The sequence below is a fragment of the Neptuniibacter sp. PT8_73 genome, assembly GCF_047778045.1.
Taxonomy (GTDB): domain Bacteria; phylum Pseudomonadota; class Gammaproteobacteria; order Pseudomonadales; family Balneatricaceae; genus Neptuniibacter.
The window spans coordinates 2,698,800-2,724,031 of sequence record NZ_CP180545.1 but is presented as its reverse complement, the minus strand read 5'-3'; the positions used below and the strand labels follow the sequence as shown (position 1 = coordinate 2,724,031).

Genomic DNA, 25,232 nt, shown 5'->3' with positions numbered 1-25,232 from the left:
AACAATTTTATTCTGAACAATTTGTCGGAGTTTCTTTATCCCAACGTAATTGTTCTTCAGTGTGTGGAGGTGTGATGAGTTTTAACTTTTTGCTTTCTAACCAATGCTGTACTTCACTACTGTCACTTGGGTAGTGCCCATCTTTACAGTGACTTAGATTTTGCAAACCAACCCATGTGTTCCGACCACTGTATTTAGCCGCATACAGAGCAATGTCAGATAGTTTTAACATGCTTTTCCAAACGTGGCTGTTTGTTTGGGGGGTATATATATGGATAGAGAAAAAACCGATTGAGCAACTGAGGTTAAATTTCTGTTGGTTTCCAAATTCAAATTTCTCGATACCTTGGCGAATCCTTTCGGCAAGCTTTTTGGCGCTGGTTCCATCTAGTTGATAACAGATCACTGTAAATTCTTCACCGCCACTGCGCACTAGAATGTCTTGGTCACGGCAGAACGATTTTAACTGTGCAGAAAATTGCTGAAGTGTCACGTCCCCAATATCGTGGCCGTAGTTATCATTAACCTGTTTAAAGAAGTCCAAATCTAATGTGAAAAAGGTCCAGTCTGCAGGTGGTTTCTTGTTGGCTTCAGAGCTAAGAAAGGCTGATAGAAAACGCGGATTCTTAAGCGTTGTTAAGGCATCGGTATAACTACTATCTTGAAGCTGGTCTCGTTCCTGTGTCAGTTCACCAAAGTGTTGTGAAAGTTCTTTGGCCATAGCAATAAACGTTGTGGATAGTTGTCCTAATTCATCATTGCTTTCTAAGGCCGTGAAAGGCTGTTTCTCCCCTTTATATTTGAAACGATCAGCTTGTTGCTGGAGTTGGATAATCGGGTTAATCAGTACTTTTCGCAGGATCATGTAAGTGATCAAGCAGGCGATGCTGCTGAGTATTAACGCTGTGAATAGTGAATAGCGCACGGCACTTATTGCTTGCTGATAAAAAGGACGGGGCTGATTAATATCCAATTGAATGACAGTATCGCTACTGTTCATCAGTTGGATATAGCCTCTAGAATGTGATTGTTTTGGTGAAATAAATTCTACCGATGGTGTAAGCGTGCTTTTAGTGGCCATGCTGATAGAAATATCTACTTGTAACTCTTCACTAAGTTCCTGCACTAAGGAGTCATTTAGTAGTTTAGCGAAGATTAGGTAGCCACGAGGAGGGCCTTGTTTTCGGGTGGTCAAAATAGGTTGCCTAGCAAGCAACAATGGCCCGATCTCTGTCTCAAAGATTCCCTGCTTATCGTCCCCGATATATTGCAAAGCCGGGTGACTATTACTCCACTCGCTGCCTTGTAGAAGTTGCAAGCTTTCGGGATCGCCAATGTTGTCATTTGCTAGTTTGTTTAAGATTCTATTTTCTTTATTGATTAGGATAAGTAGGTCTAATCGAAGATCCTCTAGTGTCTCTGGAACTAAGTTGGCGGTTTCAAACTCTTTGTAAGGCTGATCTGAATATTGATAGGTATCATCCCAAGCTGCCCAGTCTGTCGACATGCTGTTTAGGTAATCCAGCTCATTCTTAATACCATTTTGAATGCGTTTTATATCTGTTAAATGATATTGCGTTTCCACATTACGTATTTCAGGAAGGGCAAAGAAGTAGATAGTGAGAGCTACCCCTCCCATAAGAATTGTGAAAAAAAGTACTTCGATAGCGATAAGTTTTTGTGAAAGCTGCATCTTTTTTTCCTTACTTAATGCTCATGTATTGGCATTGAGGAAACATCAACTACTATTGTAGGTAAGACTTTGTTTTTTTTCCTGATGTAGATCAGTAGGTTAGTTTCACTGTAGGGAAAGGTATGCCAGCGGTAGAAAAGTTAATTAGTCTTCACAAATCTTTACTAGTGCTGAGTCATGGGGAAGGCTTTATTGATTATCCTCGGATATCGAAGCTAAAGCACATTATTCAGTCCTGTGCAGAACAGTTGAATGTTTCTCGTGTAAGCGTCTGGAAATTAGATTCTGATGCGCAGAGGATTGTGTGCGAGGTTTTGTATCTGCATGAAACTGATCAGTATTACCAAGGGGCAGCTCTTTACCAGACTGATTTCCCGAAGTACTTTCGAGCCATCTCAGAAGATCGCTTAATCAATGCCGATAATGCGATTACTGATTCGCGTACCAAAGAGTTTGCCGATTCTTATCTTATCCCCAACGATATCTGTTCTATGTTGGATGCTCCGATCTTCTCCTCAGGAAAGTTACAAGGCGTGATATGCCTTGAACAGGTTGGTGAACAGCGCGTTTGGGATATGCCCGAGATGTCTTATATTGCTTCTCTGGCCGATCATATCTCGATGATTAATGAGCACGAGTTGTGGCTAAGAGATCGAGCGCAGCTAGAATTTCTGGAACAGTACGATCCACTCACGGGCTTAGAAAAGCGTAATCAGTTTCAAAAGCGATTGGACTTTAATCAGCAAGAGAGTAGGGAGAGTGAATATCCGAGTGCGTTGCTTTGGATCGGGCTTGATTCGTTTGCCTCTATTAATGATCAATACGGTCATCTGGTAGCTGACCATTTGTTGGTGGCCTTTGCTCGACGTCTAGAGAAATTAACCCGACGTATTGATTGTCGCTTAGCACGTGTGGGTGGAGATACCTTTGCGGTATGGATTCCTAATCTTGAAGATACAGATCAATTAAACTCGCTTACCCATCAGCTAAAACTCACAAGCCATACACCCTTGAAGATATGTAACGAAGAGTTCGTCAATGTTAGTAGCAGTACCGGAGTAGTGATTTACCCGATAGAAGGAGAGCCTGTTACTAGCCCGATGCGCTGTGCTGAACTTGCAATGCGACGAGCCAAAGAGAGCACGCGTGGTGGCGTACAGTATTTTGCTAAAGACTGGTTGGTACAGCTGCAAAGTAAGCGTACTTTCGAGCATGAATTGGCTGAAGCGATTGAGCAGTCCCTGCTCGTACCTTTTTACCAGCCTATATACTGTGCTAAACAAGAAAGCATTGTGGGTTTAGAGGCGTTAGTCCGTTGGCCTCACCCCGAAAAAGGATATATTTCGCCTGCTGAATTCCTACCAACTGCTAGAAAGCTCGGTTTGATGGAACGCTTGGGCAGTTTGATGTTAAGGAAAGCTTGTGAAGATCTGGTGACATTTGAGCAGCATGGTAAATCGGTCGATTGGGTATCTGTGAATATTGCCTCTGAACAGTTACATAACTCTGCGCTTTCCGAAGAGATTGCCTCTTTGCTACAGGAACACGATCTACCTGCATGTAAAGTCGAGTTGGAAATCGTTGAGGAACTGATCGGTCAAAACTCTGCATTTGTCCGTTCTCAATTAGAAGCACTATCTAGCCTTGGTGTACGTATGGCAATTGATGATTTTGGTACAGGTTACTCCTCGCTATCGCGCTTAAAGCATATGCCGGTTACTAAGTTAAAAATTGATAAGTCTTTTGTTGATGGCTTACCGGATGCCGACAACGATCGCTGTATTGCTAACTCGATTGTGGGTTTGGCTAAAGGCTTGCAGATGGAATTGGTCGCAGAAGGGGTTGAGTTACTCGAACAGGCTGACTATCTCAAACAGATGGGCTGTGAATATCTGCAGGGATATTACTTTGCCAAGCCGATGTCGAAGGATGAGATTTTAAAACTGCTCTAGATTCGTTATGGAAAAGGTAAGCAAATAAAAAGGCTCCTAAGGGAGCCTTTTTATGAGCTGTTTTTGAAGAGCTTGTTTAGAGACTATAAGAGTAACTTAAGCTCAGTGAACCAAAGGAATGACCGTCGGGCTGGCCTTTAAACTCTTTGCTGCGATGGACTTTAGCAAACGAGAGTTTCCAGCCTTTATATAGAGCTGCGATACCTACTGCAGCTTCGCCAACTAAAGGTTCTTTATCTACAGAGTGACTGCTTCTAAAGGTATTACCATCAAGAAAGATATCTCTTAATACCCAGCGTCCATCCATCGATGCAAAAGCGTGAATACCTAGATTATTGTCACGGCTACCACGCTGGTATCGTCCATCTCCCAAACCTGGGGCGCTATTATCGCCACCACTACGTAGGGCAGATGTGCCAAAGTCTTGGGGTAGATTCCAACCGACACGCACTTCAGCACCAGCATTAAGATAGGTCGCGACATTACCGAGGCTACCACCGCCATGGAGGATGGTATCGTATTCAAACAGTGGAGAGATCGGACCTTCTAAGAAGCGATATTTATGTTCGTAAACAAGTTGAATACCGGGCTCGTTTTTAAGCTGATTATCCCAGCCATTAAACTTTTTAAACCCTCGCAGATCATGAATAAAGTCTTGAGCTTCTTCACCGAAGGCCCAAGGGCCGACGATCCCGACATTTAATTCCGCAGTGTTCATGTGACGGCGAGTACGACTATGGAAAGAAAGGCCGCCATAGAGCCAAGCAGCGTAGGGGCGATCATTGGGATCGACGCTAAAACGTTCAAGATCTTCGGGGGTATAGATCTGTTGGCCTAGGCTCACCACAACATTACGTTGGATTGGTTCGCCATTTGGATTGGGTGGATCAAACCTTGGTAAATAAGGTGCAACTTTACCTACCCATTCTGGCAAGTTTGGGTCGTTGAGATGGTTGCTGATATTGGGGGAGACCCAAGAGGCTTTAATGCCGTTGGTGTAGTTTTGGTCCGTTTCGGAAAACAGATCATTCTCAAAATAAAGATTGAGCGTCCATGGATTAGACTCATTAGCGTCTTTGGCTAAGGAGGCTATGGTATCAGCTGATGCGTTGCCTGTGCTGAGTAACGTAGCGGTTAACGCTGCAATCAGTTTTGGGCTGTGGGCTGACATTCGGACGTCCCTTTCATGTATTGCGAGTGTTACTTGGATAAAACAAGCCGAATAGGGCGTGTGCCCTATCGGCTAAATCTTGAAAACTACTTTTTACGCCACTTGCCGTTTTGTAGCTGGATAAATTGCCCCGCAGGCGTACGGTCCTGAAGGCGTTGACCCATACGTAGTTCAAACACAGCGCGTTCTACGCCTGCTTTTTTAGAACCTTTGTCGTAAGCAGCGCGGCGTTTTTTATTAATGCCATCAACCAGAGATTTTAGATCGCCTGTAGGCTTGGATGTCACTATACCTAGGTAGCCGTTGGTACGCTCACCGATTAGACCTTGAGCTTTGGCATCATCTTTAGATATAGCCCAAACAGGTGTTGCAATGATTGATAGCGCTAGGGCTATCATGCTGAATAGAGTTCGAAACTGTTTCATCATCATACCCCTTTAAAAAATATCGCTGTTTTCTGTGAGCAGTTCATCAATTTCCCTATCAACCTTGACCAGAATCTCGTGCTCAATTTTAACATTGAGGTTAATGGTAATAGGTTCGCTAGGTACCGCGACTTCCACGCGGGGTGAACAACCGCTCACACCAGCCAACGCAATTGCTAACGCAAAAGGTGGGAGTAAATGGGTTAATTTCATGGTTGTTCCTCAAATTTGGTTTCAATCTGCGTTAACGGTAACGCTTCTCGATTGTCTTCGTCAATTTATCTGCAAACTGTAATGTTTTGATTAACTTAGGAATATTCTCTTCCACATTAATCGTGAAATCTACCGGATGGCCATTTTGCCAATCGGGATTGCTACCCTTTAAACGGGTTTCCAGTAAGGCAGTACCATCCGCTAAATAGTTAAGCCCTATATCCAGCTCTTCATAATGAAAATTCTGAAGCGCTTCTATCGCCATTTTTAAGCCAACATTCGCTGCAGCATAGGCTTGCACTGCTGGGGTTGGCTCAAACAAAATTTTGCCCCCAGGCGCTAAGCCTTTGATTACACCATCAGTGATGGTAAAAGCGTTATCTTTGTAAGCTAGAGGGAAACTTCCCCCTAATTTACCTTCACCGGATAACCCTTGCTGCCTTTCCAAAGCCATCACCGCGCCAAGATCGATATTATTCACCTTAACCTGACTGGTGATATCGGGCTTGCTCGGATTGAACTCGAAATCTGAGAGGCTAATTAAACCCTCAAAAAGTTCAGCCTGCATACCCTTCAGTTTAAGCAGGTCACCGCTATTTCGCTGCTGATACTGATAACTTGTTTGCACATTTTTGATTTCAACTCCTGTTGTAACCCGATCCAGCTTAATGCTGCCTGTATCGCGTAATCTACTTGAGGTAGAAAGTCGGGAAGTTGAATCTAAATTGAGCCCTTCGATTAAGGTTTCATCCCAGCTTATATTTGCTGCTCTGATACTGTTGTTAAATTGTGCTGAGAACTTGCCGTTGTTTAAGGTGCCGCTGCCTTTGTGGAATAGGGTGCCTTTAAGCACGCTCAGCTCTTTCGGAATAGGAGCGTAGGCTTCTAGTGTGCGATCAATCCCTTTGAGGCTGATAGGTTGTACGGACCAATTTAGCTTAGTGTTGCCGTTACTTAATGTGGTATTTGCACGACCTTTTAGATCTAGCTTAATAGGAGCGTTGCTGAATACCTGATAGCGATTGCTTAACTGATCTTTATCCCATGTGAATTTAGAACTCAGTTTCAATTGTGGGAATTTGGCTTCCCCTTGGCTCAGGTTTAGCTGAGGAATAGCAATTGAACCTGAGATTTTCTCTTTAGCTAGATCAATGGAATCGAGGCTTAGTTTAGAACGTATAGGTGAAACATTAATACCCTCTAGGGCAATCGCACCTGCTTCAATATCTAAATGCATAGGTGATACGTCTGGTATCAGTGCACCATCTAAAAGCAGTTGGCCGATATTCGCTTTGATCGCGAGTGACTTTTGTAAGGTCGCTTTCAGGTTTTGTATCGGTGCTTTTAAGCTAGGGTGCTTTAGCTCGGGGACTTGTATATTGGTGTCGGCATTAAGCGTGATCTCCGCTTCTTTCAATGAGAACTTAAGCGCACCTTCTAATTCGGTAGAGGCTTTTTCCAGCGACGGAATCGGGTTAAAAACAGTTATTTTTGCCTTACCGATTTGATCAATCTGGATACTTTTTAACAGTTCATCTGGCGAGAAACGAGTTTGAAGCGGGAAGTGAATTTTCCCTTGCAGTTCGACCGTGCCTTCTAGCTTAGGAATAGGCAGATTGTGCAGTTCGAGTTTTTGTCGCCAACTCTGTAAGCCCGCCAGTTGGATCTCTTGCGCTGATGTTAAGGTCAGTTTGTCATTAAAAGAGAGATCGCCTGCAATATTAAAGAAAGGCTCCTCGTTTTCTAACAATCGAAACGTAAATTGATTCTGCTTGTTCAGATTCAGGTCGCCCCAACCAAAATCTTTCTCGTCCCTTAAGGCTTTAACTCGGCTATACAGTTTGTCGTCTTCAAATAGCAGTGCGCCGATAAATTGCCAGTCGCTCTGGTTCTCAGGGTAATCCAGCTCCAGAGTGACTTGTCCGACTTTAATTACATCAATCGGGATCTGATTAAACCAAACCGAGGGTAGCGCTTGGCTTAGATCGACCACTTCATTATTACTCTCACTGCTTTGTTCGGTGGTGTAAGTGATCTTTATATCTGAGCGCGGCATTGATAGCAATTTGAGGCGCTGCTCTTGCCAGAGTGTATAAGGGTTAAACTGCAGAGTGATATCGCTGGATTGATAACTGATGATCTGAGTAGGGGTGTGTTTTTCTAATTTTACATTAGCGATATGCAGCTCGTTCCAGCTAGGCGTTTGCATATCCAGTTCAACAGCGGAGAAGTCATTTTGCTCCAACCAATATTGCAGGCTTTTATGTGCAATAACTGGGGAGAAGAAATAAGCGGCTAAAGGTAGGGCAATTACAAAAGTGAAAGTTAAAAGGAGGCACGCCCATAGTATTTTATGACCTCTGCGCATACTGCCTCCCTTAAACGTACACTTAAACGTAAAACAGTGCTGTTAATCCAGTTCTATATCGTACAAGCGTTCTACGGCATCTTTGAGGTGGAAAATAAGTTCGCCATATTGATCAGTATCGTTCTCAATATCGATATCGCCTAATCTATCAGCGGTTTCTTCTAGAGATTCACCGCGATTATCGACGCCATGATCCGCGAGTAACCAATACATCAGACCGTAAATTTCAGCAACAGTTTCTACTTGGTCTAAATCTTCGATAATGGCATTACGTACTTGTTGCAGTGCTGCCATTAAAGGTGCTTTTTCATCGGTATCGAGATAGAGCTTTAGCACCGCATCTGCAGATTCGATTGTATAGCTTTCCTCAGGAGCGGCTTCGTTACTGTTAAGCGCAACCTGAGGAACGTCTGAATTAATCGCGCTGATTAGGTGTCGCATTAACGTAGTTTCCGTACCACATTCATACCGTCGCGAACGGTTAGGAATAGGTTTTCTACATTTGGATCCGCAGCGATCTCTTTGTTTAGATCGACTAAGACGTCATCAATGTCAGATTCTGGCTGTAATACTTTGCCAGACCACAACATGTTATCCAAAATGATCAGGCCGCCTGGGCGCGTCATTTCTAGAACCTTGTGGTAGTAGTTTAGGTAGTTGCGCTTATCGGCATCGATGAAAGTGAAGTCTAGCTCCATATCCAGTGTTTCGATGGTCTCGATTGCTTTGCCGAAGATTACTTCGATCTTGTGGCCGTGAGGGCTACGATCAAAGAATGTTTTGGCAAAGTCGATTGCGCGAGGGTTTGTTTCGCAGCAGATAATCTTGCCATCTTCTGGCATACCTTCTGCGATGGATAAAGCAGAATAGCCAGTGAACATACCAATCTCTAGTACGTTTTTTGGTTGGTGCAACTGAGCAAGAAGTTTTAGCGTTCTGCCAACTAAACGGCCAGATAGCTTTTGAGGCCAGCCCATGTTTTTGTTGGTTTCATCGATTAGCTCTTGCAGCAATTCAGGCTCAGCTGTAGTGCTTTGAAAGGCATAATCTTCAATTGCTTCGTTAACCAAAAATTCCACTTAAATTTTCTCTAATCTAGGTTCGACGGCGTTAGTTTAACGTTGTCGACGGTGATAAAAGTCATGACCCAAACTGAAAAAACAGCTTTTATTGGGCGTTATTTAAATATTGCCGCGCATAATACCATTTTCTAGCCTGATTGCGTTACGACTGACTCATCGCTATCAAAGGATGATATGCGGTAAAAAGCGTGAAAGATCCTGTGTGATCGGGTGTTTATCTTCTCTTAGAGAAATACCAGCGGGTTGATCGTCTATTAACCAGCTACCGATCAGTGTGTGATTGTCGTCAAATTTAGGTAAAGGGTGACAAGCCTGAACAATGTATCCCTCTTCACCGTACGGTCCTTCAGCCTTCGCGACGACTTCGCCTTGATTAACGATGCTGATATTGGCACCTTCGCGAGAGAATATCGGCTTGCGCACATAATGCGTAAGTTCTGCAGCGCGGGGATCATCTTCAAAATAAGCAGGCAGTAGATTGGGGTGATTTGGAAAGAGCTCCCACAATAAAGGCAGTAGTGCTTTGTTGGAGATTAAGCTTTTCCAAATCGGCTCTAGAAAGGTTGTACCGCTTTGAGCAATGTATTTGCCGTACTTTTCCCGTTGCATAAACTCCCAAGGGTAAAGTTTAAACAACCAGTTGATCGGTTTGCCTAGCTGATCGACAAAGCGATGATCTTCATTGATGCCGATATCCTCTACATAGATGAAGTCGTTTAGTAGGCCTGCTTGTTGAGCGCAGTCTTGCAGATATTGCACAGTACCACGATCTTCGATGGTGTCTTTGCAACTCGCTAGGTGCAGTAAGCGCGAAGGCTGGCGAACTTTGAGTGTTTTGAAGCGCTCGATCAGTCGTTCTTGCAGGGAGTTAAATTGATCAGCATTGCGAGACAGTTTACCGCGATCAACCTGTTGCTGAAGCCATACCCATTGCCAGAACCCCGTTTCATAAAGGCTGGTGGGCGTATCCGCATTATTCTCTAAGAATTTGGCAGGGCTTTTACCGTCATAACAAAGATCGATGCGGCTGTAGAGGCTATCTTCGCGGGCAAACCAAGAGCGCGCAATCTCATCCCAAAAGGCTTCTGGGATTTGAAAGCGTCGTAGCAGTTCTTCATTACCTACCACATGCTCAACCACTGCCAGACACATCTGATGAATCTCAGCTGTCGGTGCTTCAATATCTTGTTCTATCTGTTCAAGAGAGAACTGATAGTAGGCAGATTCATCCCAATATGGCTCCCCATACATGGTATGAAAATGGAAGCCATATTGTTCAGCAGTTTCACGCCAATCAGGCCGCTTGGCGCAGGTGACTCTTAGCATCTACAGGTTAACCGCCATAAGAGCGACTAGAGATGGTTTTACCAAAACCACCACGACCCATAACGCGGGCGCTACCTTTACTGCCTTTGAATGCAGAAGAGCTGACCTTAACTTTGTTCTTATGGTAATCACCAAATAGATCGCCAGATGAGCTTACCCAGCGATGAAAAGCAGGAGTGCCTCTTCGGGTGCTATAGCCTAATCCTCTAGGTCGGTCGAAATCGAGATCGAAGTCTTCCTCGGTACGATGATTTTCGCCCAACATAAAGCCCGTCATTAGTGGGATAAAGTAGGGGGAGTATTCGAAGCACTGGTGGTTACCGAAATCGTAAGCGCAGTTGCTTTCACTACGATATCGAGGTGCGGTGCGTTTCCAATCTGCTAGCGCTTTTTGATAGGCGCTTTCACATCTATCGTCATAGCCTGGGTTATCCAGTTCGCATGCAGTGACTGATTTGTAGATGTAACCATCTTCAGAATCACAGCCACTCAGTAGTGCAGCACCAGTAGCGACAGCTGATAGACGTAGTCCGTTTTTCAGCCATGTAGCATCAAATGCAAAATCACTTTTTTGCAGATGGTTTATTTTCGTGCGTTTCATCCCTGATGCCTCCTTAGTAGGTCAAAGAGGCAGCATTAAGAATACCGATCGCGATGGATACCGCGCCCAGCACGATACCGGCAGGTGTTTCTCCATCTTGGATGCGTTGGGTGATTTTCGGCATAAACAAACGTACAACTAGATAAGCGATTAACTGAGCGACTAGTGCGATAACTGCCCATACAGCAAAATCTACTAAAGATACGGAGTTACTAATGGCGCTAGAAAGGGCAATGGTGAAACCAATTGTTGCACCGGAAAGCGCGCAGGCAGCAGCCATGTTTTTTTCTTTAACCAGTGCCCAATCATCATAAGGAGTCAGGAAGGTATAAACGACTTTAAAGAGTAGCAGGGCAACCAGTGAAAGGCCGAAATAGATAGCAAAGTTGGTAAGCCCAATAAGTAGAGCGTCCATGCGAGACTCCTAGAAATTATGAAAGTTGGGTAATTGCAGCCCAGTCCAATGCTTTTAAACGGGACTGTGCAATGTAATAAATAGTGCAGCCTGATCTAACGCGTTTATCGAGTGATGGATTCACTTCAGGTTTACCGTCGTTATCTAGATCAACTGCGATCAGGGTCGCGCCATAATTTTCTTTTAATGGCACGTATAGATCACGCACAGACATCTCTGGCAAACCTTCAGGTACGACAACCGAGAACTGGGTCATACCTGTAGTTGTGTTGAGAAGTTCGTGGTGCAAAATGCTGGAGCCCGGGTCCATCGCTGATTTCACTAACATCTCTGTAGATACAGAAGGCGTACACTCTATGGTAGGGCAGTGTTGTTTAAGCAGGTTGCTTAAGCTCTCATCCCTAAAGTAGGTGATGATGTGTGCTTCAGGGTTGCGATTGTAGATATTTAAAGCAGCGCTAAGCGTCTGATCATCTTGTGCGCAATCGATGATAATTGTGGAGGCCTCTTCAATATCTGCACGATTTAAGCCTTCATCATCGTTTAATGAAACGGTACGAACAAATTCGATATGGCCTGGCATCGGGTTTTCCATCTCATCAGCGACGCACAAACAGATCTCGCGATTAAGGTTGTTCTTAGCTTCTGTCTGGAGAAGTTTAAGAAGAGGCAGGGTACGAACTTCGTTCCAGCCAACTACGACGATATGATTTGAGAGGTTGAGCTCTTTAAGACCCATAACACCTTTTCTCCACTGAAAAGCACTGAATGCAGCAAACTTACCGACGACGAGTGCAAATAGACCAAGACCGAAAGGAATAATGTAGAACGCAACTAATGCTTTGCCTGTTGCCGTTTCGGGAGATAGATCTCCGTAGCCTACAGTCGAAGCCGTTACGATTAACCAGTAGATGTAGTCTGAGCCGGTGAGGTTGGATTCACCCGCCCATTCCAAAAGCAACCAGCTACTTAGGCCATATAAAAGAAGCAGTGCTAATACAGCCTGCCATTTCATGTTCTTGAAATGACGGTTGAGCAGTTTGCGTAAGCTTTTGAAAACCTGCATTAAAAATCCGTGTACATGGAATTGAGGCGGGATTTTAATCTCATCTAATAATAGATGCAAAAGGGAGCCATTTCTTAACAGTGGCCCTTAAAAGCCTTACAATAGCCCGCCATGAGCGCCTGAAAAAAGATCTGACATGGGCGTAGTTATTAAATGATTCACAATGTTTTGGAGTTTAGTGTGCCTAGTATCGATCCTCTTATCATTTTTCTAGTTTCAGGTATATTCTCTTTGTCCGGTGCGTTAAGCGCAGGAGGTATCAACAAACTACCTGAAGAGGATAAGCCTGCATTCGCTCAAAAGCGTAATGGTCTGATGACGATCGTATTAGCGGGTAACCTTGCTGCTGCTACATTTATATTTTCTATGGCTTATGGCGTCCGTCATCTGGATTGGTGGATTGCACCGCTATGTATGTTTATTACTTTCCCAGTGGCTTATTTGGTTATTCTTCAGCCTATGCTGGGTGAATTGAAGACGTTGTTTATATCAACGATTATTTCTGCGGTTTCCCTAGTCGCTTTATATCTCTATTGGTAATTTTCTATGCCTGAGCTGCTAGCTTCATTTGATCTGAATAGTTTGCTGCTGGGCGTATTGATTGCAGGGTGCCTGTTCTTCTTTATATACAGGCATCTTACTTCCCAAAAAGAAGACCTCTTACAGCAGGTTGCTGAAAGCGAGACCACAATAATCTCGTTAAAAGCTAAACTCGAAACTGAGTTGGCTGCACAGCAATCTGCCTATCATGAAGTATCTATCCAAAAAGCACGTATCGAAGAGCGCTTGCATGCGCTAGAACCAAGACTGCGTGACACACTTACAGAAAAACATCAGCTTGATAAACGCTTAGAGCAAACTAAATTTGAGTTGGCTGACCGTAATGAAGTGATTGCGGATCTCGAAGCAAGATATGAGGCGACTCAAGAAGCGCATTCTGAAAAGCTTCAAGTGTTAGAGCAAGCTCGCCAACAGTTAAAGCAAGAGTTCCAGAATCTAGCTAACCGTATTTTTGAAGAGAAAGCTCAGCGATTTACTCAGAGCAATCAAGAGAATATGGGACACCTACTGACACCTCTGAAAGAGCAGTTAGGAGAGTTTAAGCGTCGTGTTGAAGACGTTTACGATAAAGAGTCCAAAGATCGTCGTGCCCTCTATGAGCAGATATCTCATCTAAAACAGCTTAACCAGCAGATGAGTGAAGATGCGATCAATCTGACTCAAGCTTTGAAAGGCGAAAACAAAACACAGGGCAACTGGGGCGAAGTTGTACTAGAGCGAGCATTAGAAGAGTCGGGTTTACGAAAAGGCTACGAGTTTGAGCTGCAGGTATCTGCATCTGTTCAAGGTAAACGCTACCAGCCTGATGCGGTGATTCATCTGCCGGATGGTAAAGACGTCATCGTCGACTCGAAAGTATCGTTAACTGCCTACGAACAATATTGCTCCATAGAAGATAAAGATCTGCGTGAGCGCATGTTGCGTGAACATTTGATCTCGATGCGTGGTCATATTAAAGGGTTGAGCGATAAAGCTTACCAAGGGCTAGAGGGTATTCGCTCTCTCGATTTCGTGCTTTTGTTTATCCCAGTCGAAGGCGCTTTCTTGTTGGCATTAGAGAAAGAACCTAATCTGTTTAAAGAAGCGTTTGATCGCAACATCATGTTGGTAAGCCCTGCGACATTGATGGTGACGTTAAGAACTATCCACAATATCTGGCGTTACGAGCATCAGAATCAAAATGCTCAAGAGATCGCTCGCAGAGGTGGTGAGCTGTATGACAAATTCGTTGGCTTTATTGACGCTCTGGATGAAGTAGGGCGTAACTTGCAAAGAACGCAAGCCGCTTTTGATACCGCGAATAAGCGACTATCAACGGGGCGTGGGAATTTGGTGAGTCAGGTGACCATGCTGCAAAGCCTTGGTGCAGATGGCAAGAAGAAGCTTAATACTGAGCTTGTTGAGCGCGCTTTAGAATCTGACCAGTAACATTGATAGGAGAGCTATATGATAAGTATTGTTGGATATGGCTCTCTACTATCTGAAGCCTCTGCAAGGGAAACCATTCCTGGCCTAACGAACTTCAGGATCGTAACTGTTCCGGGTTACAAACGTATCTTCAATAAAGTTGGTGTGGTGTTTATCAGTCGGCATAAGGCTGATCCTGACTCTTTACAGTTAGCCTCCTGCTCGACTTTACCTGCATCCGATTGTGAAATTATTTGCAGCCAGTTTGAATGTACTCAAGCAGAGTATGAAGCGCTATTCGAACGCGAACATCGATTTAACTGGGTGGAAGTTGAAACCTTTGCTGATGGTCAACGCTCGACAGGGTTGATGTGTACAGGCTCAAGTGATCAGCACTACCGCTATAGTAAATGCCGCAGCGAGCAAGAATATCATGAGCGTGTAGGGCAGTTTTATGCTGGTAACCTATGGCGAAACGATATTCTGCCATTCCCTCGTTATCTGTCCTTCTGTTTAAAGGCGGCAGCGTCACAGGGAGAGGCTGTTTTGAATAACTTTCTCGACAGTAGCTACCTTGCAGATGGTGAAACGACCATTCGTACCTATTTAGATAGCAGCGGTTCAAATTGGCGTGATATCGATAGCGCCTATCATTACTAAAAAGCTCTTTCTGAGCTGTTTGCCCCTTTCTTAGTTTTATCCTCTTTGTGCTTTCTAGGGCTCTCTACAGAGTCCAGTTTTGAGCTTGTTTTCTGGGTTTGAATATCCGCCTTATACCATCAAGAAATAATTGCTTTTTTGAGGCCAACTTGAGTGCGTTGAACAAAATTCATACAGATTTGCACAAGTTTATTGGTTGTTTAATGAGCATTAATTAATGGAGAGATAATCATAAATGGATTTTGATTTGTTTGTAAATTGTCAAAATTTAATATTGATTTTATATGATTATTCAAAATCTAATTTTGATATTTTTATTAATAATCAATATTAAATTTTGATTTATAGCTAATTAATCAAAATTAAATTTTGATTTTTGTTGTTTTTTTAACCTATTGAAACGGTTGATTATATTTAAAAAAATCGAGCCTGATGCAGGAGTGAGGGAGCGTAGTTGTTTGAAATTTATAGAAAAAATTTTCTCAACAATTTCCGCAAGGTGCCGATAAGAAAAGATAGTGTTTTTTTACGAATTGATTTTACGGGCAAATAAACTTTCAGAATTTAAAAAAATTCATCGAAAAAAGGTTGGTTTGTTTTTAGTTATAAGTAAAATTAAGGTTGCTTGAAATAATATTGTTGGCACTGAATATATGACTGCTCACTCTAATATGATCGTTGCGCTAGATATTGGGACTTCCAAGGTGGTTTGCCTTGTGGGAGAGATCAATATCGACGGCTCAATCGATATTGTTGGTATTGGTTCACATCCGTCTCGCGGCCTGAAGAAGGGCGTGGTCGTGAATATTGAATCAACAGTGAGTTCTATCCAGCGAGCAGTTGAAGAAGCTGAGTTAATGGCAGGGTGCAAAGTTCACTCTGTAACAGCAGGTATCGCCGGTAGTCATATTAATAGCCTTAACTCTCACGGTATTGTGGCTGTTCGTGACCGTGAAGTAACAGATTACGATCTTGATCGCGTAATAGATGCTGCCCGTGCAGTAGCGATTCCTGCTGATCAGAAGATTCTGCATATCTTGCCGCAAGAATATGAAATCGATAATTCCGAAGGTATTCGTGAACCACTAGGCATGTCGGGCGTACGTTTAGAAGCCAAAGTTCACCTAGTCACAGGTTCGGTGAATGCCGCTCAGAATATCGAGAAGTGTGTACGTCGTTGTGGTTTAGAGGTTGATAACTTAGTGCTGGAGCAAGTTGCATCCAGTTACTCTGTTTTGACTGAAGATGAAAAAGAACTCGGCGTTTGTATGGTCGATATCGGTGGTGGTACTTCTGATATTTCGATCTTTACAGGTGGTGCGATTCGTCATACCGCTGTGATCCCTATTGCGGGTGATCAGGTGACTAATGACATAGCGATGGCTTTACGCACACCTATGCAGCACGCGGAAGAGATAAAGATTAAATATGCTTGTGCTTTAGCGCAGCTAGCAGGCCCTGATGAAACCATTATGGTACCTGGTGTTGGTGATCGTCCAGCGCGCACATTGTCGCGTCAGGCGCTTGCTGAAGTTGTTGAGCCGCGTTATGAAGAGCTTTTCAATTTAGTACAAGCAGAGTTGCGTCGCAGCGGTTTTGAAGATCTGGTTGCGGCAGGCATTGTGTTAACTGGCGGTACTTCCAAAATGGAAGGTGCGGTTGAGTTAGCAGAGGAAATTTTCCACATGCCAGTTCGTCTGGCATCACCGCATGGTGTTCGAGGAATGGAAGATATTTTAGGTAACCCAATTTTTGCAACAAGTATCGGGTTACTGCAGTACGCGCATGAAGATCAGGGCGGCGAGCCTGCACAACCTGAAGTTGCAGAGATCGAACTGGTCGAACAAGCAAGCGTACTAAGCAAGATGAAGACGTGGTTTCAGGGCAATTTCTGATACCAGTCAAAGGCTAATCGGAATAGAAAATAACTAAGCGCTGTTCAATTATAAAAGCGCATAATCTGGAAGGAGATCGGTATGTTTGAGTTAGCGGATAGCATTCCTCAAAGCGCCGTAATTAAAGTTGTAGGTGTCGGCGGTGGCGGCGGTAACGCTGTTCAACACATGGTTAGCTCTGCAGTAGATGGTGTTGAGTTCATCTGTGCAAACACTGATGCCCAAGCTTTGGATAACATGCATTCTAAAACAGTTATCCAGATCGGTGGCGAATTAACTAAAGGTCTTGGTGCGGGTGCAAACCCAGAAGTTGGCCGTCAGGCTGCACTTGAAGATCGTGAGCGTTTAGCTGAAATGCTAGATGGTGCGGACATGGTATTTATCACAGCTGGTATGGGCGGTGGTACAGGTACTGGTGCAGCGCCAATTGTAGCTGAAGTTGCGCGTAGCCTAGGTATTTTAACCGTTGCTGTAGTAACTAAGCCGTTTTCATTTGAAGGTCGTAAGCGCCTTAAAATTGCGGACGAAGGTATACAGGAACTTAAAGAGAATGTTGATTCATTGATCATCATTCCTAATGAGAAGTTACTTCCAGTACTGGGTAAGAACACCAGTCTGATTAATGCTTTCAATACATGTAACGATGTATTGAAAGGCGCGGTGCAAGGTATCGCTGATCTGATTATCCGTCCGGGTATGATCAACGTCGACTTTGCGGATGTACGCACCGTTATGTCTGAAATGGGCATGGCGATGATGGGTAGCGGTAGTGGCCGTGGCGAAGACCGTGCGACTGAAGCGACGGAAGCTGCGATTAATAGTCCTTTGCTAGAAGACGTAGACCTGAAGGGGGCGAGTGGTATTTTGGTAAATATCACCGCTGGTCTTGATCTGAGCTTAGGCGAGTTCTCGGAAGTGGGTAACATCGTTGAAGAGTATGCTTCCGAGAACGCCACTATCGTTGTAGGTACTGTTATTGATCCTGAGCTTACTGACGAGCTTACAGTAACAGTGGTTGCAACAGGCTTGGGGCGAGCTGAGCAGCAGCATGTAGAAGTTGTTAATACAGGCACAGGTCGTGCTTCTGCTGTTGCAACGGCTGCGGGCGCTGCGTCTGATTTCGATCAGTTAGAGTTGCCAGCAGTAATGCGAACTGCTCGTGATTCCCAGCCAAAAGAACGTGCTCAACCAGTAGAGATTCACCGCGAAGTAGAATCTGAACAGCCAGTTATGCAGAAGACTGGTACTGACGACATGGAATTCCTAGATATTCCTGCATTCCTGCGTCGTCAAGCTGACTAATTAAACATCTTATACCTTCCAGGTATTACTTGGCCCGGTTTTCTATAACCGGGCCTTTTTTATTCCTGCTATTTCTGTTTTCTACGTTGTTTGTCGGAATACATTCTTTCATCTGCAATCTGTAATAGATCTTTTGCTTCATCAGTATCAGACTCGCTTGGGTATTCCACGCTGCCATAGCTGAATTTCGCGATGATACCTTGACCTTTATAGTGATAAGGGCTGCTGTGCGCGATCTCTTCTATGCGTTGAATAAGCTCACTTGCTACATCCTGCGAACTGTCTGGTAACAGGATGATGAACTCATCTCCACCATAGCGAATGACCTTGTCTGTCGTGCGCAGGTTTTCGGATAGAATCTGGCAGAAGTGAATCAGTATGCAATCGCCGGCATGATGGCCAAACACATCATTGATCTGCTTAAAGCCATTCATATCAATCATGCTGATGGTTAAAGGCCGATTCTGGCGATCAGCTCTAGATCTCTCTTCATCGAGTAATCGCTCTAACTGATGCCGGCTGTAAGTTCCCGTTAACTTATCGTAGATAGATAGTTCTTCCACTTGTTGAAATGCAGTCTGTAATAATGCTTGTTGCGAGTTAAAAGAGTGCTCAATGCTATTGATCTCTTCTAGCTCGGAATCGAGCGCTAGTTTTTCATTTAGGTTGTGGTGGCCTTCAGTATCCCTCAGCTTGCTCTCTAAACGTTTTAGTGGTTGAACTATATGTGCAAAAAGATCGCGAGAGATAAAGAGGTAGGAAGAGATAACGGTAATAGAGAAGACTAAGAATAAACCCATCAGAACTTCGCTTACAGGAAGGCGGACTCTGTGTGCGGGAAAGGTCACGTCCAACACGCCGGCTATATCACCTAGTTTTGCTTCCGTATGACAGGCTAGGCATTCTTGTTTGAATCTGAAGGCATGGTAATAATGGATCTTATCCAACGATTCGATCTGAGTTGCATCCTGTTTGCTGCCTAACAGCTGGCTTATTTCTTTGGTGATTGCTCGATCACCTCCGAACTGTTTCTGAACGGCTGCTCCGCGATACATGCTATAGGTGATATCGGGAGCGTCCTCATTAATTGAATCAATGAGCCGATTAACTTCCTCATAGCTTGTGCCTTGGTTCATCGCTTGGCGTAGATCTTTAAATACTAACTGTCCAAGGTATTGACCCTCTTGCCGAAGATCCTTTTCGATAGAAAGAAAGATCAATGCAAATACGATCATGGCTGCAAATAAGCAGCTAATCAAAGCAGCTCGATAGAGGGAGTTGAATAGTGTGCTTTTAAGGTCAGTTATGGGCCGCATGTTAGATTTTATATTTATAATTTTTTATTTTTGAGCGTTTAGTTTACTCACGGTTGTTCAGTGTACAACCAATAAAACTAGGCTATTTATTGATCCTTTGATATTTGTAGTATGAATTACTGAAATTGTTTACCTTTTTTAACCAAACTGCTTGCGGTCAGTCAGTGCTGTGATACAATTCGCGCCGCGTTGGTGTTGAGCATATCAGCTCCACTAATTGCAGGATGGTCAGGTGTCCGAGTGGCCGAAGGAGCACGCCTGGAAAGTGTGTATACGGAAACGTATCGAGGGTTCGAATCCCTCCCTGACCGCCATCTATTAAAAACAAAAGAGCCTCGCTTAACCGCGGGGCTTTTTTGTATCTACAGTTTAGAGGGATGAGAACCCGAGAAGAGGGTTTGAGCCGAGCGTAGCGAGACAACGTGGGAGCCTGCGACCACGCCCCGAAGGGGTGGAATAATCCCTCCCTGACCGCCATCTATTAAAACGAAAAAGCCTCGCTTAACCGCGGGGCTTTTTTGTATCTACAGTTTAGAGGGATGAGAACCCGAGAAGAGGGTTTGAGCCGAGCGTAGCGAGACAACGTGGGAGCCTGCGACCACGCCTCGAAGGGGTGGAATAATCCCTCCCTGACCGCCATCTATTAAAAACAAAAGAGCCTCGCTTAACCGCGGGGCTTTTTTGTATCTACAGTTTAGAGGGATGGGAACCCGAGAAGAGGGTTTGAGCCGAGCGTAGCGAGACAACGTGGGAGCCTGCGACCACGGCCCCGAAGGGGTGGAATAATCCCTCCCTGACCGCCATCTATTAAAACGAAAAAGCCTCGCTTAACCGCGGGGCTTTTTTGTATCTACAGTTTAGAGGGATGAGAACCCGAGCGTAGCGAGACAACGTGGGAGCTTGCGACCACGGCCCCGAAGGGGTGAAATAATCCCTCCCTGACCGCCATCTATTAAAAACGAAAAAGCCTCGCTTAACGCGGGGCTTTTTGTATCTAAAATTCACTCGCATCCAATCACCGGAATATCTTCTATTCGCGTAGTGTATCTGGGAGATAGAAGCTCTCGTTTCATTTTAAAGTTCTGTTGAATACCTTGGCGGGCTAAATGGAGGGTATCTCGACCGTATTTTGAATTGATTTGATCTAGGCATCTCATAAGTTCAGGCTGGTCAGCGCAAGGGGTAAAGATATCTGGCTGATAGGGGGTTGCTGTAGAGATTTCTAAAAGGCCTATACCTGCTTTGTAGTATCTAATTCCTGCTTGGTATATCTGCTCAGCCAGTTGGCTTGTTACTTTCACTATGACTGCAGTATCGCAGGTGGGGGTGGCAAATTGGTGGAATGCAGAGCGTTTAAAAAATGATTCCTTATCGTGGATAGAGTTGTGTGCAAAAACAATGATATTGCTGGTAGCACTCTCTTGGGCTCTAAGCTTTTGCGCGGCGATGGTTGCGTGTGTAGCAAGTGCCTGTTTTAGATCGGTGAGTCCTGTGATGCGTTGCCCAAAAGAGCGTGTGGAGTAAATCTGTTTTTTGGGTGAGCGAACATCGTCCCAGCTTATTCTTGTTAAACCGTTGAGTTCTTCTGCTGTATTAGCGATTAAGATGGAGAAGTGCTTTTTCATCAACGCGGGTTTCGTTTGTGCTAGCTGCCAAGCTGTTTTGACGCCGAGAAGGTTTAGTCGCTCACCTATACGTCGTCCTACTCCCCAAACATCCCTAATTTCCATTTGCTGCAGAATCTGCTTTCTGATTTGATCGTTATCGATGACGGCGACACCGCTGAAGCCAGGTAGTTTTTTACTCGCGTGATTAGCTGCTTTTGCTAAGGTTGGGGTTGGGCCAAAGCCTACGCCTACGGGGAGCCTTACCTCCTTCCATACCTTCCTTCTGATTTTCATACCCAGCTCATACCAGCCTTCAGGTGGTATGTAGTGGTCAAAGCGTAAAAAGCATTCATCTATAGAGTAGACGTGTTGTTCTGGAGCAAAAGAGGCGCAGAGTTCCATCATGCGTGAAGATATATCGGCATAAAGTTCGTAGTTGCTGGATTTAGCAACTACGCCTGCTCTGTCTAGTTGGTCTTTGATTTTGAAATAAGGGCCAAATTTAGGGATACCCATTTTTTTTGCGATAGGGCAGGTTGCGACAATACAGCCGTCATTATTACTAAGGACGACAACAGGGCGCTTTCGGATTGTGGGGTCAAATATTTTCTCGCATGAGGCATACATTCCGGAAGCATCAATCAGGGCGTACATCCTAATTAAGTCCCTTCTTTAATGGGCGAAATAATCGAATAGAACGTGTAACCACCCCCTCGATAGAAAATTCATCCTGTTCGCACAGTTGATAGGGTTTATGGCCAGGAGCAGAGGAGAGAAGTTTTCTCTCTTTGATACTGGCGATTTTACAGACGAAGTTGCCATTTAATGTGGCGACGATTACATCGCCTTCCTTTACTGTTTCGGCTCGCGAAACGACAAGTAGATCATTTGGGAATATCCCCACACCACGCATAGAGCCGCCTTCAACAAAGCCTAGGTAGGTTGCATGGGGGTGATCAATGAGTAACTGATCGAGTGAAAGTGCTAGCTCGGTATATTCAGCTGCAGGTGATTCAAAACCACTGATACCGGCGCTGGAGTAGATAGGAATAAAGCGCAACATAATAAATACTGGTTATATATACAGTATTTATATTATCAGTAGATCGCTGGGTGTGCCAGTTCCGGTTGTTGATCAGATCTTTTTTAGTCAGAGAGGTGTGTTGCTAATAAATAAAACCCTTAAATACAGTCAAACAAACGTTTAAATTAAATTTATATTTAATATAATAAGCATTCTCATTTGTATTTGTATTTATGGAAGAGTAATAAAAAGTGAAAAAAATCACGCTAATAACAATGGCTGCTATGTTCAGTCATGGGGTCTATGCTGCTGATAACACCTTGATGGCTAAGCGAATTCAGGGGGCTGTAACCATTGATGGATTGACGGAAGACGCTTGGAATATTACTGAGCCGCTGCACGTTACAGTTGATGAGCTGCCTTATGAGCCAAACAACGGGTATGAGGGGATTAAAGAAAGCGATGTTGAATTACGTGCGATGTATGACGATGAATACTTATACATGCACGTACGTTGGAACGATCCAACGCTGAGCTTGGAGCGCTTCCCGTGGGTGAAACAGGAAGATGGCAGCTGGAAACAGCTTAAGAACTTAGATTCTACTGGTCACGGTAATACTTATTATGAAGATAAGTTCGCATTCTTTTGGAATATTTCTGAAAAAGGTTTTGCGAAAAAAGGCTGTGATCGTTCTTGTCACGTAGCTGAAGATGGCATGGTTGATGATATTAAAGATACCTCTGCAGGCCGTCATTTCACTCGCTCTCCTGATGAGACAATCGATATTTGGCACTGGAAGAGTGCGCGTAGTAACCCGGTTTATCAAGTTGACGATCAGTACGTGAACCATTTCCGTAATGAAAATAAGGGGTGGGGACGCAACAGTGATGAGAAAACAGGTGGTGGTTACAAAAATAATATAAACAAAGATAAAACAGCGCCTGCTTGGATGCCTGCAAAAGCAGATCCGCTAGCAAAATACTGGGTCATGTCTGATAACAAAGTTCCGTTTGTCGATAATTTTGAGCCAGGCGCTGTAATCGGCGGTATTGTGGCACAAGCTGCTGAAGGTTCACGTGGAGATCTACAGGCTAGGGGTGAGTGGAAAGATGGCTTCTGGACATTGGAGATCAAGCGTAAGTTAGTAACTGAACATCCAAAGTCCAAAGTTCAGGATGTACAGTTTTCTGATCTTGGTAAGCAATATCTATTTGGTGTGACGGTTTTTGATAACGCCCAAATCAATCACATCTTCCATAAAAAGGCGCTACGCCTGAACTTCTCTAAGTAAGTCAGAATAGGGTTGAGCGAGCTGGTTTGAGTAAAACCAGTTCGTTCAGCCTGCTGAATAGATCTTCCTATGCTTATCTCCCGTTTTATAGAGATGTTGTTTTCTAGACTGCATCGCCCAGCATTTTTGCTTTCTACTGTGCTGCTTGTCGCAGTGATTCCTTTGGTAGGGTACGAATTTGTAGAAGGCTTTGAGTATGAGTCGAACGAGACCACCAATATTTGGTTACGTATAAGTCATTCCTGCGCTGCAGTGTTACTCGTTTTCCTCTGTTTATTGTGGCTTCCTGTTTTAAATAGTTTGCTCAGAAGGGCACGTTCTAGTCGTTGGGCACGTTATCAAATTTTAAATGAAAAGCGCTTGCACCGATGGATAGGTTATCTGTTGGTTATCTTTACCTTGGGGCATGGCGCTAGCCAACTGCAGTATTACACTACGCTGGATATTCCATTCACTGATGCGTTGTTAGGAACAGAATCAGATCTCGTGCGATCTATGCGGAGCACGATGTATGAGTTTGTCACTGAAGATGAGTCGATCGATGTTGTTGATCAGTGGGTGAAAGCAGGTCGTACCGAAGCGATGTTTCATGAGCAGATTCGTCCGATCATGAAAGATGATTGCACTAAATGTCACAGTACAACGTCAACTCAAACTTATGCTATTCAATCCTTGCCGCTTGTGACTTATGACGAAGTGGTAAGTTTAAGTTATTCCGGCGTCCAGTCTCGGCAATTTAGGATTAATGCCACCGGCTTACTGTTATTTTTACTATTTATATTGATTGGTGTGACCTCTATTCCTGTGATGCGTAAGCGGGTTTACCACCACTTTGAATCCTTGCATCGATTAGGTTATTGGTCACTGCCTTTGTTATTACTTCATGTGCCGCAGTGGTATTGGCTGGCTCCAGTTGGGGTATTGCTGCTTTGGGACTGGAGTGTGCAGCGTTTATCAGCTCAGCATTATTGTAAGGGTGAACTGAAACGATTGGATGAGCAAACGATTAAGCTAGTGGTAAGTGCTAATTTCAAGCAAGCAATACATGCAGGCGATTATGTCAAAGTCCGAATTCCAGAGGTGAGTAAGACAGAATGGCATGCGTTCTCTATTGTCAGTTATGAGGAAGGTTTGTTAACCCTTAAAATTAATGTGGCGGGGGATTGGACACACAAACTTATGGCGCTTGGTGATTATGTCGAGTGTATATTGTCCTTGAGGGGGCCTTATTCTTCTCCTGCGAGCCAAAGTCGTCATAGCAAAAAGCGTCTTTTGATTGCAGGGGGGATAGGCATCACACCTTATTGGCATTGGCTTAATGCAGAATACTGTGCGAATACTCAGCTGATCTGGGTGGTGAAAGATATGGATCGCCTTGAGTGGCTTAAGTCTGTGCTGTTAGAAAAAGAACGATCTGAGATCTGTATTTATATAACCCAAGGTGAAAATGCGGAATTACCTAAATGGCTAGAAGGTTTAAGCGGGGTGGATATTAAGATCGGTCGGCCCTGTTGGACTACTTTGGCAGAAGCATTTTCCACTGCTGATGTCGGTGATTGCTATCTTTGTGGGCCTAAAGCGATGATGGCTGAAGCGGGTAAGAGTTTCCGTCGTTACCGTTGGCATGTATTTAAAGAGAGCTTCTAGCGTAAAAGTTTAAACCTCTGAGGGAGTCTCCGAGGTTTCTTCAAGCTTTGCTCTATCTGCTTTAGATATGTAGCGCGGTTTGTTGTTTTTTGGCGCTAATTTAGCCTTGGCTTGTTTTATTCGCTTAGTGTGGATCTGCTTAATTTTTTTCTTGCGGTTCATGCTTTAGCTCGGTTACGTAAAAATCACAGTGATTATAACTGAAAATG

Annotated in this window: 23 protein-coding genes, 1 tRNA gene and 3 other RNA genes; 12 read left to right on the top strand and 15 right to left on the bottom strand. The window is 44.1% G+C overall.

Translation table 11 applies throughout. The features are described from left to right. Positions 1–7: 7 nt before the first annotated feature. On the bottom strand, positions 8–1,693 hold the full coding sequence (locus ACMXYN_RS12235) for a diguanylate cyclase (protein WP_415892060.1): 1,686 nt from the start codon (positions 1,691–1,693) through the stop codon (positions 8–10). 122 nt (positions 1,694–1,815) lie between these two features. Here ACMXYN_RS12235 and ACMXYN_RS12230 point away from each other — a divergent pair, with 122 nt between their 5' ends. Further along, the gene (locus tag ACMXYN_RS12230) at positions 1,816–3,645 is read left to right on the top strand and encodes an EAL domain-containing protein (protein ID WP_415892059.1); all 1,830 of its coding nucleotides are present in this window, start codon (positions 1,816–1,818) and stop codon (positions 3,643–3,645) included. Positions 3,646–3,721: 76 nt separating this feature from the next. Here the strand turns inward: ACMXYN_RS12230 and ACMXYN_RS12225 are convergent, their stop codons facing one another. The 10 genes from ACMXYN_RS12225 to ACMXYN_RS12180 form a co-directional block, all read right to left on the bottom strand. After that, positions 3,722–4,816: a lipid A deacylase LpxR family protein gene (locus ACMXYN_RS12225; protein ID WP_415892058.1), complete on the bottom strand. Its 1,095-nt coding sequence runs from the start codon at positions 4,814–4,816 to the stop codon at positions 3,722–3,724. Between the two features lie 86 nt (positions 4,817–4,902). Next, on the bottom strand, positions 4,903–5,241 hold the full coding sequence (locus tag ACMXYN_RS12220) for a YdbL family protein (protein ID WP_415892057.1): 339 nt from the start codon (positions 5,239–5,241) through the stop codon (positions 4,903–4,905). A gap of 12 nt (positions 5,242–5,253) precedes the next feature. Further along, on the bottom strand, positions 5,254–5,454 hold the full coding sequence (locus tag ACMXYN_RS12215) for a YnbE family lipoprotein (RefSeq protein ID WP_415881781.1): 201 nt from the start codon (positions 5,452–5,454) through the stop codon (positions 5,254–5,256). A 31-nt stretch (positions 5,455–5,485) separates the two neighbouring features. Next, complete coding sequence (locus ACMXYN_RS12210) at positions 5,486–7,822, bottom strand: YdbH domain-containing protein (protein WP_415892056.1); 2,337 nt, start codon at positions 7,820–7,822, stop codon at positions 5,486–5,488. A gap of 42 nt (positions 7,823–7,864) precedes the next feature. Further along, a complete protein-coding gene (locus ACMXYN_RS12205; RefSeq protein ID WP_415892055.1) occupies positions 7,865–8,263 on the bottom strand; it encodes a hypothetical protein in 399 nt (132 codons plus the stop codon). Then, entirely contained in the window at positions 8,263–8,901 is a 639-nt protein-coding gene (locus ACMXYN_RS12200) for an O-methyltransferase (RefSeq protein WP_415881778.1), read from the bottom strand. The genes ACMXYN_RS12205 and ACMXYN_RS12200 overlap by 1 nt, the downstream gene beginning before the upstream one ends. Before the next feature lie 165 nt (positions 8,902–9,066). Next, the gene (locus ACMXYN_RS12195; protein WP_415892054.1) at positions 9,067–10,230 is read right to left on the bottom strand and encodes a glutathionylspermidine synthase family protein; all 1,164 of its coding nucleotides are present in this window, start codon (positions 10,228–10,230) and stop codon (positions 9,067–9,069) included. Positions 10,231–10,237: 7 nt separating this feature from the next. Beyond that, entirely contained in the window at positions 10,238–10,831 is a 594-nt protein-coding gene (locus tag ACMXYN_RS12190) for a DUF1190 domain-containing protein (protein WP_415892053.1), read from the bottom strand. A 13-nt stretch (positions 10,832–10,844) separates the two neighbouring features. Continuing rightward, positions 10,845–11,246 (bottom strand): DUF350 domain-containing protein, encoded by a 402-nt coding sequence (locus ACMXYN_RS12185; RefSeq protein ID WP_415892052.1) that lies wholly within the window; start codon positions 11,244–11,246, stop codon positions 10,845–10,847. Between the two features lie 16 nt (positions 11,247–11,262). Continuing rightward, complete coding sequence (locus tag ACMXYN_RS12180) at positions 11,263–12,312, bottom strand: ion channel (RefSeq protein WP_415892051.1); 1,050 nt, start codon at positions 12,310–12,312, stop codon at positions 11,263–11,265. Positions 12,313–12,492: 180 nt separating this feature from the next. On the opposite strand from ACMXYN_RS12180, the gene ACMXYN_RS12175 reads away from it, so the two are divergent. From ACMXYN_RS12175 to ftsZ, 5 genes are all read left to right on the top strand, one after another. Then, positions 12,493–12,852 carry a hypothetical protein gene (locus ACMXYN_RS12175; protein ID WP_415892050.1) on the top strand — a complete coding sequence of 120 codons (360 nt, stop codon included), beginning with the start codon at positions 12,493–12,495 and terminating at the stop codon, positions 12,850–12,852. A gap of 6 nt (positions 12,853–12,858) precedes the next feature. Further along, entirely contained in the window at positions 12,859–14,301 is a 1,443-nt protein-coding gene (gene rmuC / locus ACMXYN_RS12170; protein WP_415892049.1) for a DNA recombination protein RmuC, read from the top strand. Between the two features lie 18 nt (positions 14,302–14,319). After that, the gene (locus ACMXYN_RS12165; protein ID WP_415892048.1) at positions 14,320–14,940 is read left to right on the top strand and encodes a gamma-glutamylcyclotransferase; all 621 of its coding nucleotides are present in this window, start codon (positions 14,320–14,322) and stop codon (positions 14,938–14,940) included. Positions 14,941–15,593: 653 nt separating this feature from the next. Beyond that, the gene (ftsA, locus tag ACMXYN_RS12160) at positions 15,594–16,835 is read left to right on the top strand and encodes a cell division protein FtsA (protein ID WP_415881770.1); all 1,242 of its coding nucleotides are present in this window, start codon (positions 15,594–15,596) and stop codon (positions 16,833–16,835) included. 81 nt (positions 16,836–16,916) lie between these two features. Next, positions 16,917–18,137 (top strand): cell division protein FtsZ, encoded by a 1,221-nt coding sequence (gene ftsZ / locus ACMXYN_RS12155; protein WP_415888695.1) that lies wholly within the window; start codon positions 16,917–16,919, stop codon positions 18,135–18,137. Positions 18,138–18,205: 68 nt separating this feature from the next. On the opposite strand, the gene ACMXYN_RS12150 is transcribed toward ftsZ, so the two are convergent. Next, positions 18,206–19,453 carry a GGDEF domain-containing protein gene (locus tag ACMXYN_RS12150; RefSeq protein ID WP_415892047.1) on the bottom strand — a complete coding sequence of 416 codons (1,248 nt, stop codon included), beginning with the start codon at positions 19,451–19,453 and terminating at the stop codon, positions 18,206–18,208. Positions 19,454–19,679: 226 nt separating this feature from the next. Here ACMXYN_RS12150 and ACMXYN_RS12145 point away from each other — a divergent pair. The 4 genes from ACMXYN_RS12145 (at position 19,680) to ACMXYN_RS12130 (ending at position 20,256) form a co-directional block, all read left to right on the top strand. Then, positions 19,680–19,767: transfer RNA gene (locus ACMXYN_RS12145), tRNA-Ser, on the top strand. Between the two features lie 42 nt (positions 19,768–19,809). Beyond that, a non-coding RNA gene (locus tag ACMXYN_RS12140) (RtT sRNA) lies at positions 19,810–19,930 on the top strand. Between the two features lie 41 nt (positions 19,931–19,971). Continuing rightward, positions 19,972–20,092, top strand: a non-coding RNA gene (locus ACMXYN_RS12135) — RtT sRNA. Between the two features lie 42 nt (positions 20,093–20,134). Beyond that, positions 20,135–20,256, top strand: a non-coding RNA gene (locus ACMXYN_RS12130) — RtT sRNA. Positions 20,257–20,454: 198 nt separating this feature from the next. Here the strand turns inward: ACMXYN_RS12130 and ACMXYN_RS12125 are convergent. Together ACMXYN_RS12125 and ACMXYN_RS12120 are read right to left on the bottom strand one after the other, a co-directional pair. Then, complete coding sequence (locus ACMXYN_RS12125) at positions 20,455–21,714, bottom strand: Y-family DNA polymerase (protein WP_415892046.1); 1,260 nt, start codon at positions 21,712–21,714, stop codon at positions 20,455–20,457. 1 nt (position 21,715) lies between these two features. Then, positions 21,716–22,123 (bottom strand): S24 family peptidase, encoded by a 408-nt coding sequence (locus ACMXYN_RS12120; protein ID WP_415892045.1) that lies wholly within the window; start codon positions 22,121–22,123, stop codon positions 21,716–21,718. 212 nt (positions 22,124–22,335) lie between these two features. Here ACMXYN_RS12120 and ACMXYN_RS12115 point away from each other — a divergent pair, with 212 nt between their 5' ends. Together ACMXYN_RS12115 and ACMXYN_RS12110 are read left to right on the top strand one after the other, a co-directional pair. Continuing rightward, entirely contained in the window at positions 22,336–23,376 is a 1,041-nt protein-coding gene (locus ACMXYN_RS12115; protein WP_415892044.1) for an ethylbenzene dehydrogenase-related protein, read from the top strand. Between the two features lie 69 nt (positions 23,377–23,445). Beyond that, entirely contained in the window at positions 23,446–25,023 is a 1,578-nt protein-coding gene (locus tag ACMXYN_RS12110; protein ID WP_415892043.1) for an NADPH oxidase family protein, read from the top strand. A gap of 9 nt (positions 25,024–25,032) precedes the next feature. Here the strand turns inward: ACMXYN_RS12110 and ACMXYN_RS12105 are convergent, their stop codons facing one another. Beyond that, complete coding sequence (locus ACMXYN_RS12105) at positions 25,033–25,185, bottom strand: DUF2986 domain-containing protein (RefSeq protein WP_415892042.1); 153 nt, start codon at positions 25,183–25,185, stop codon at positions 25,033–25,035. Positions 25,186–25,232 lie beyond the last annotated feature (47 nt).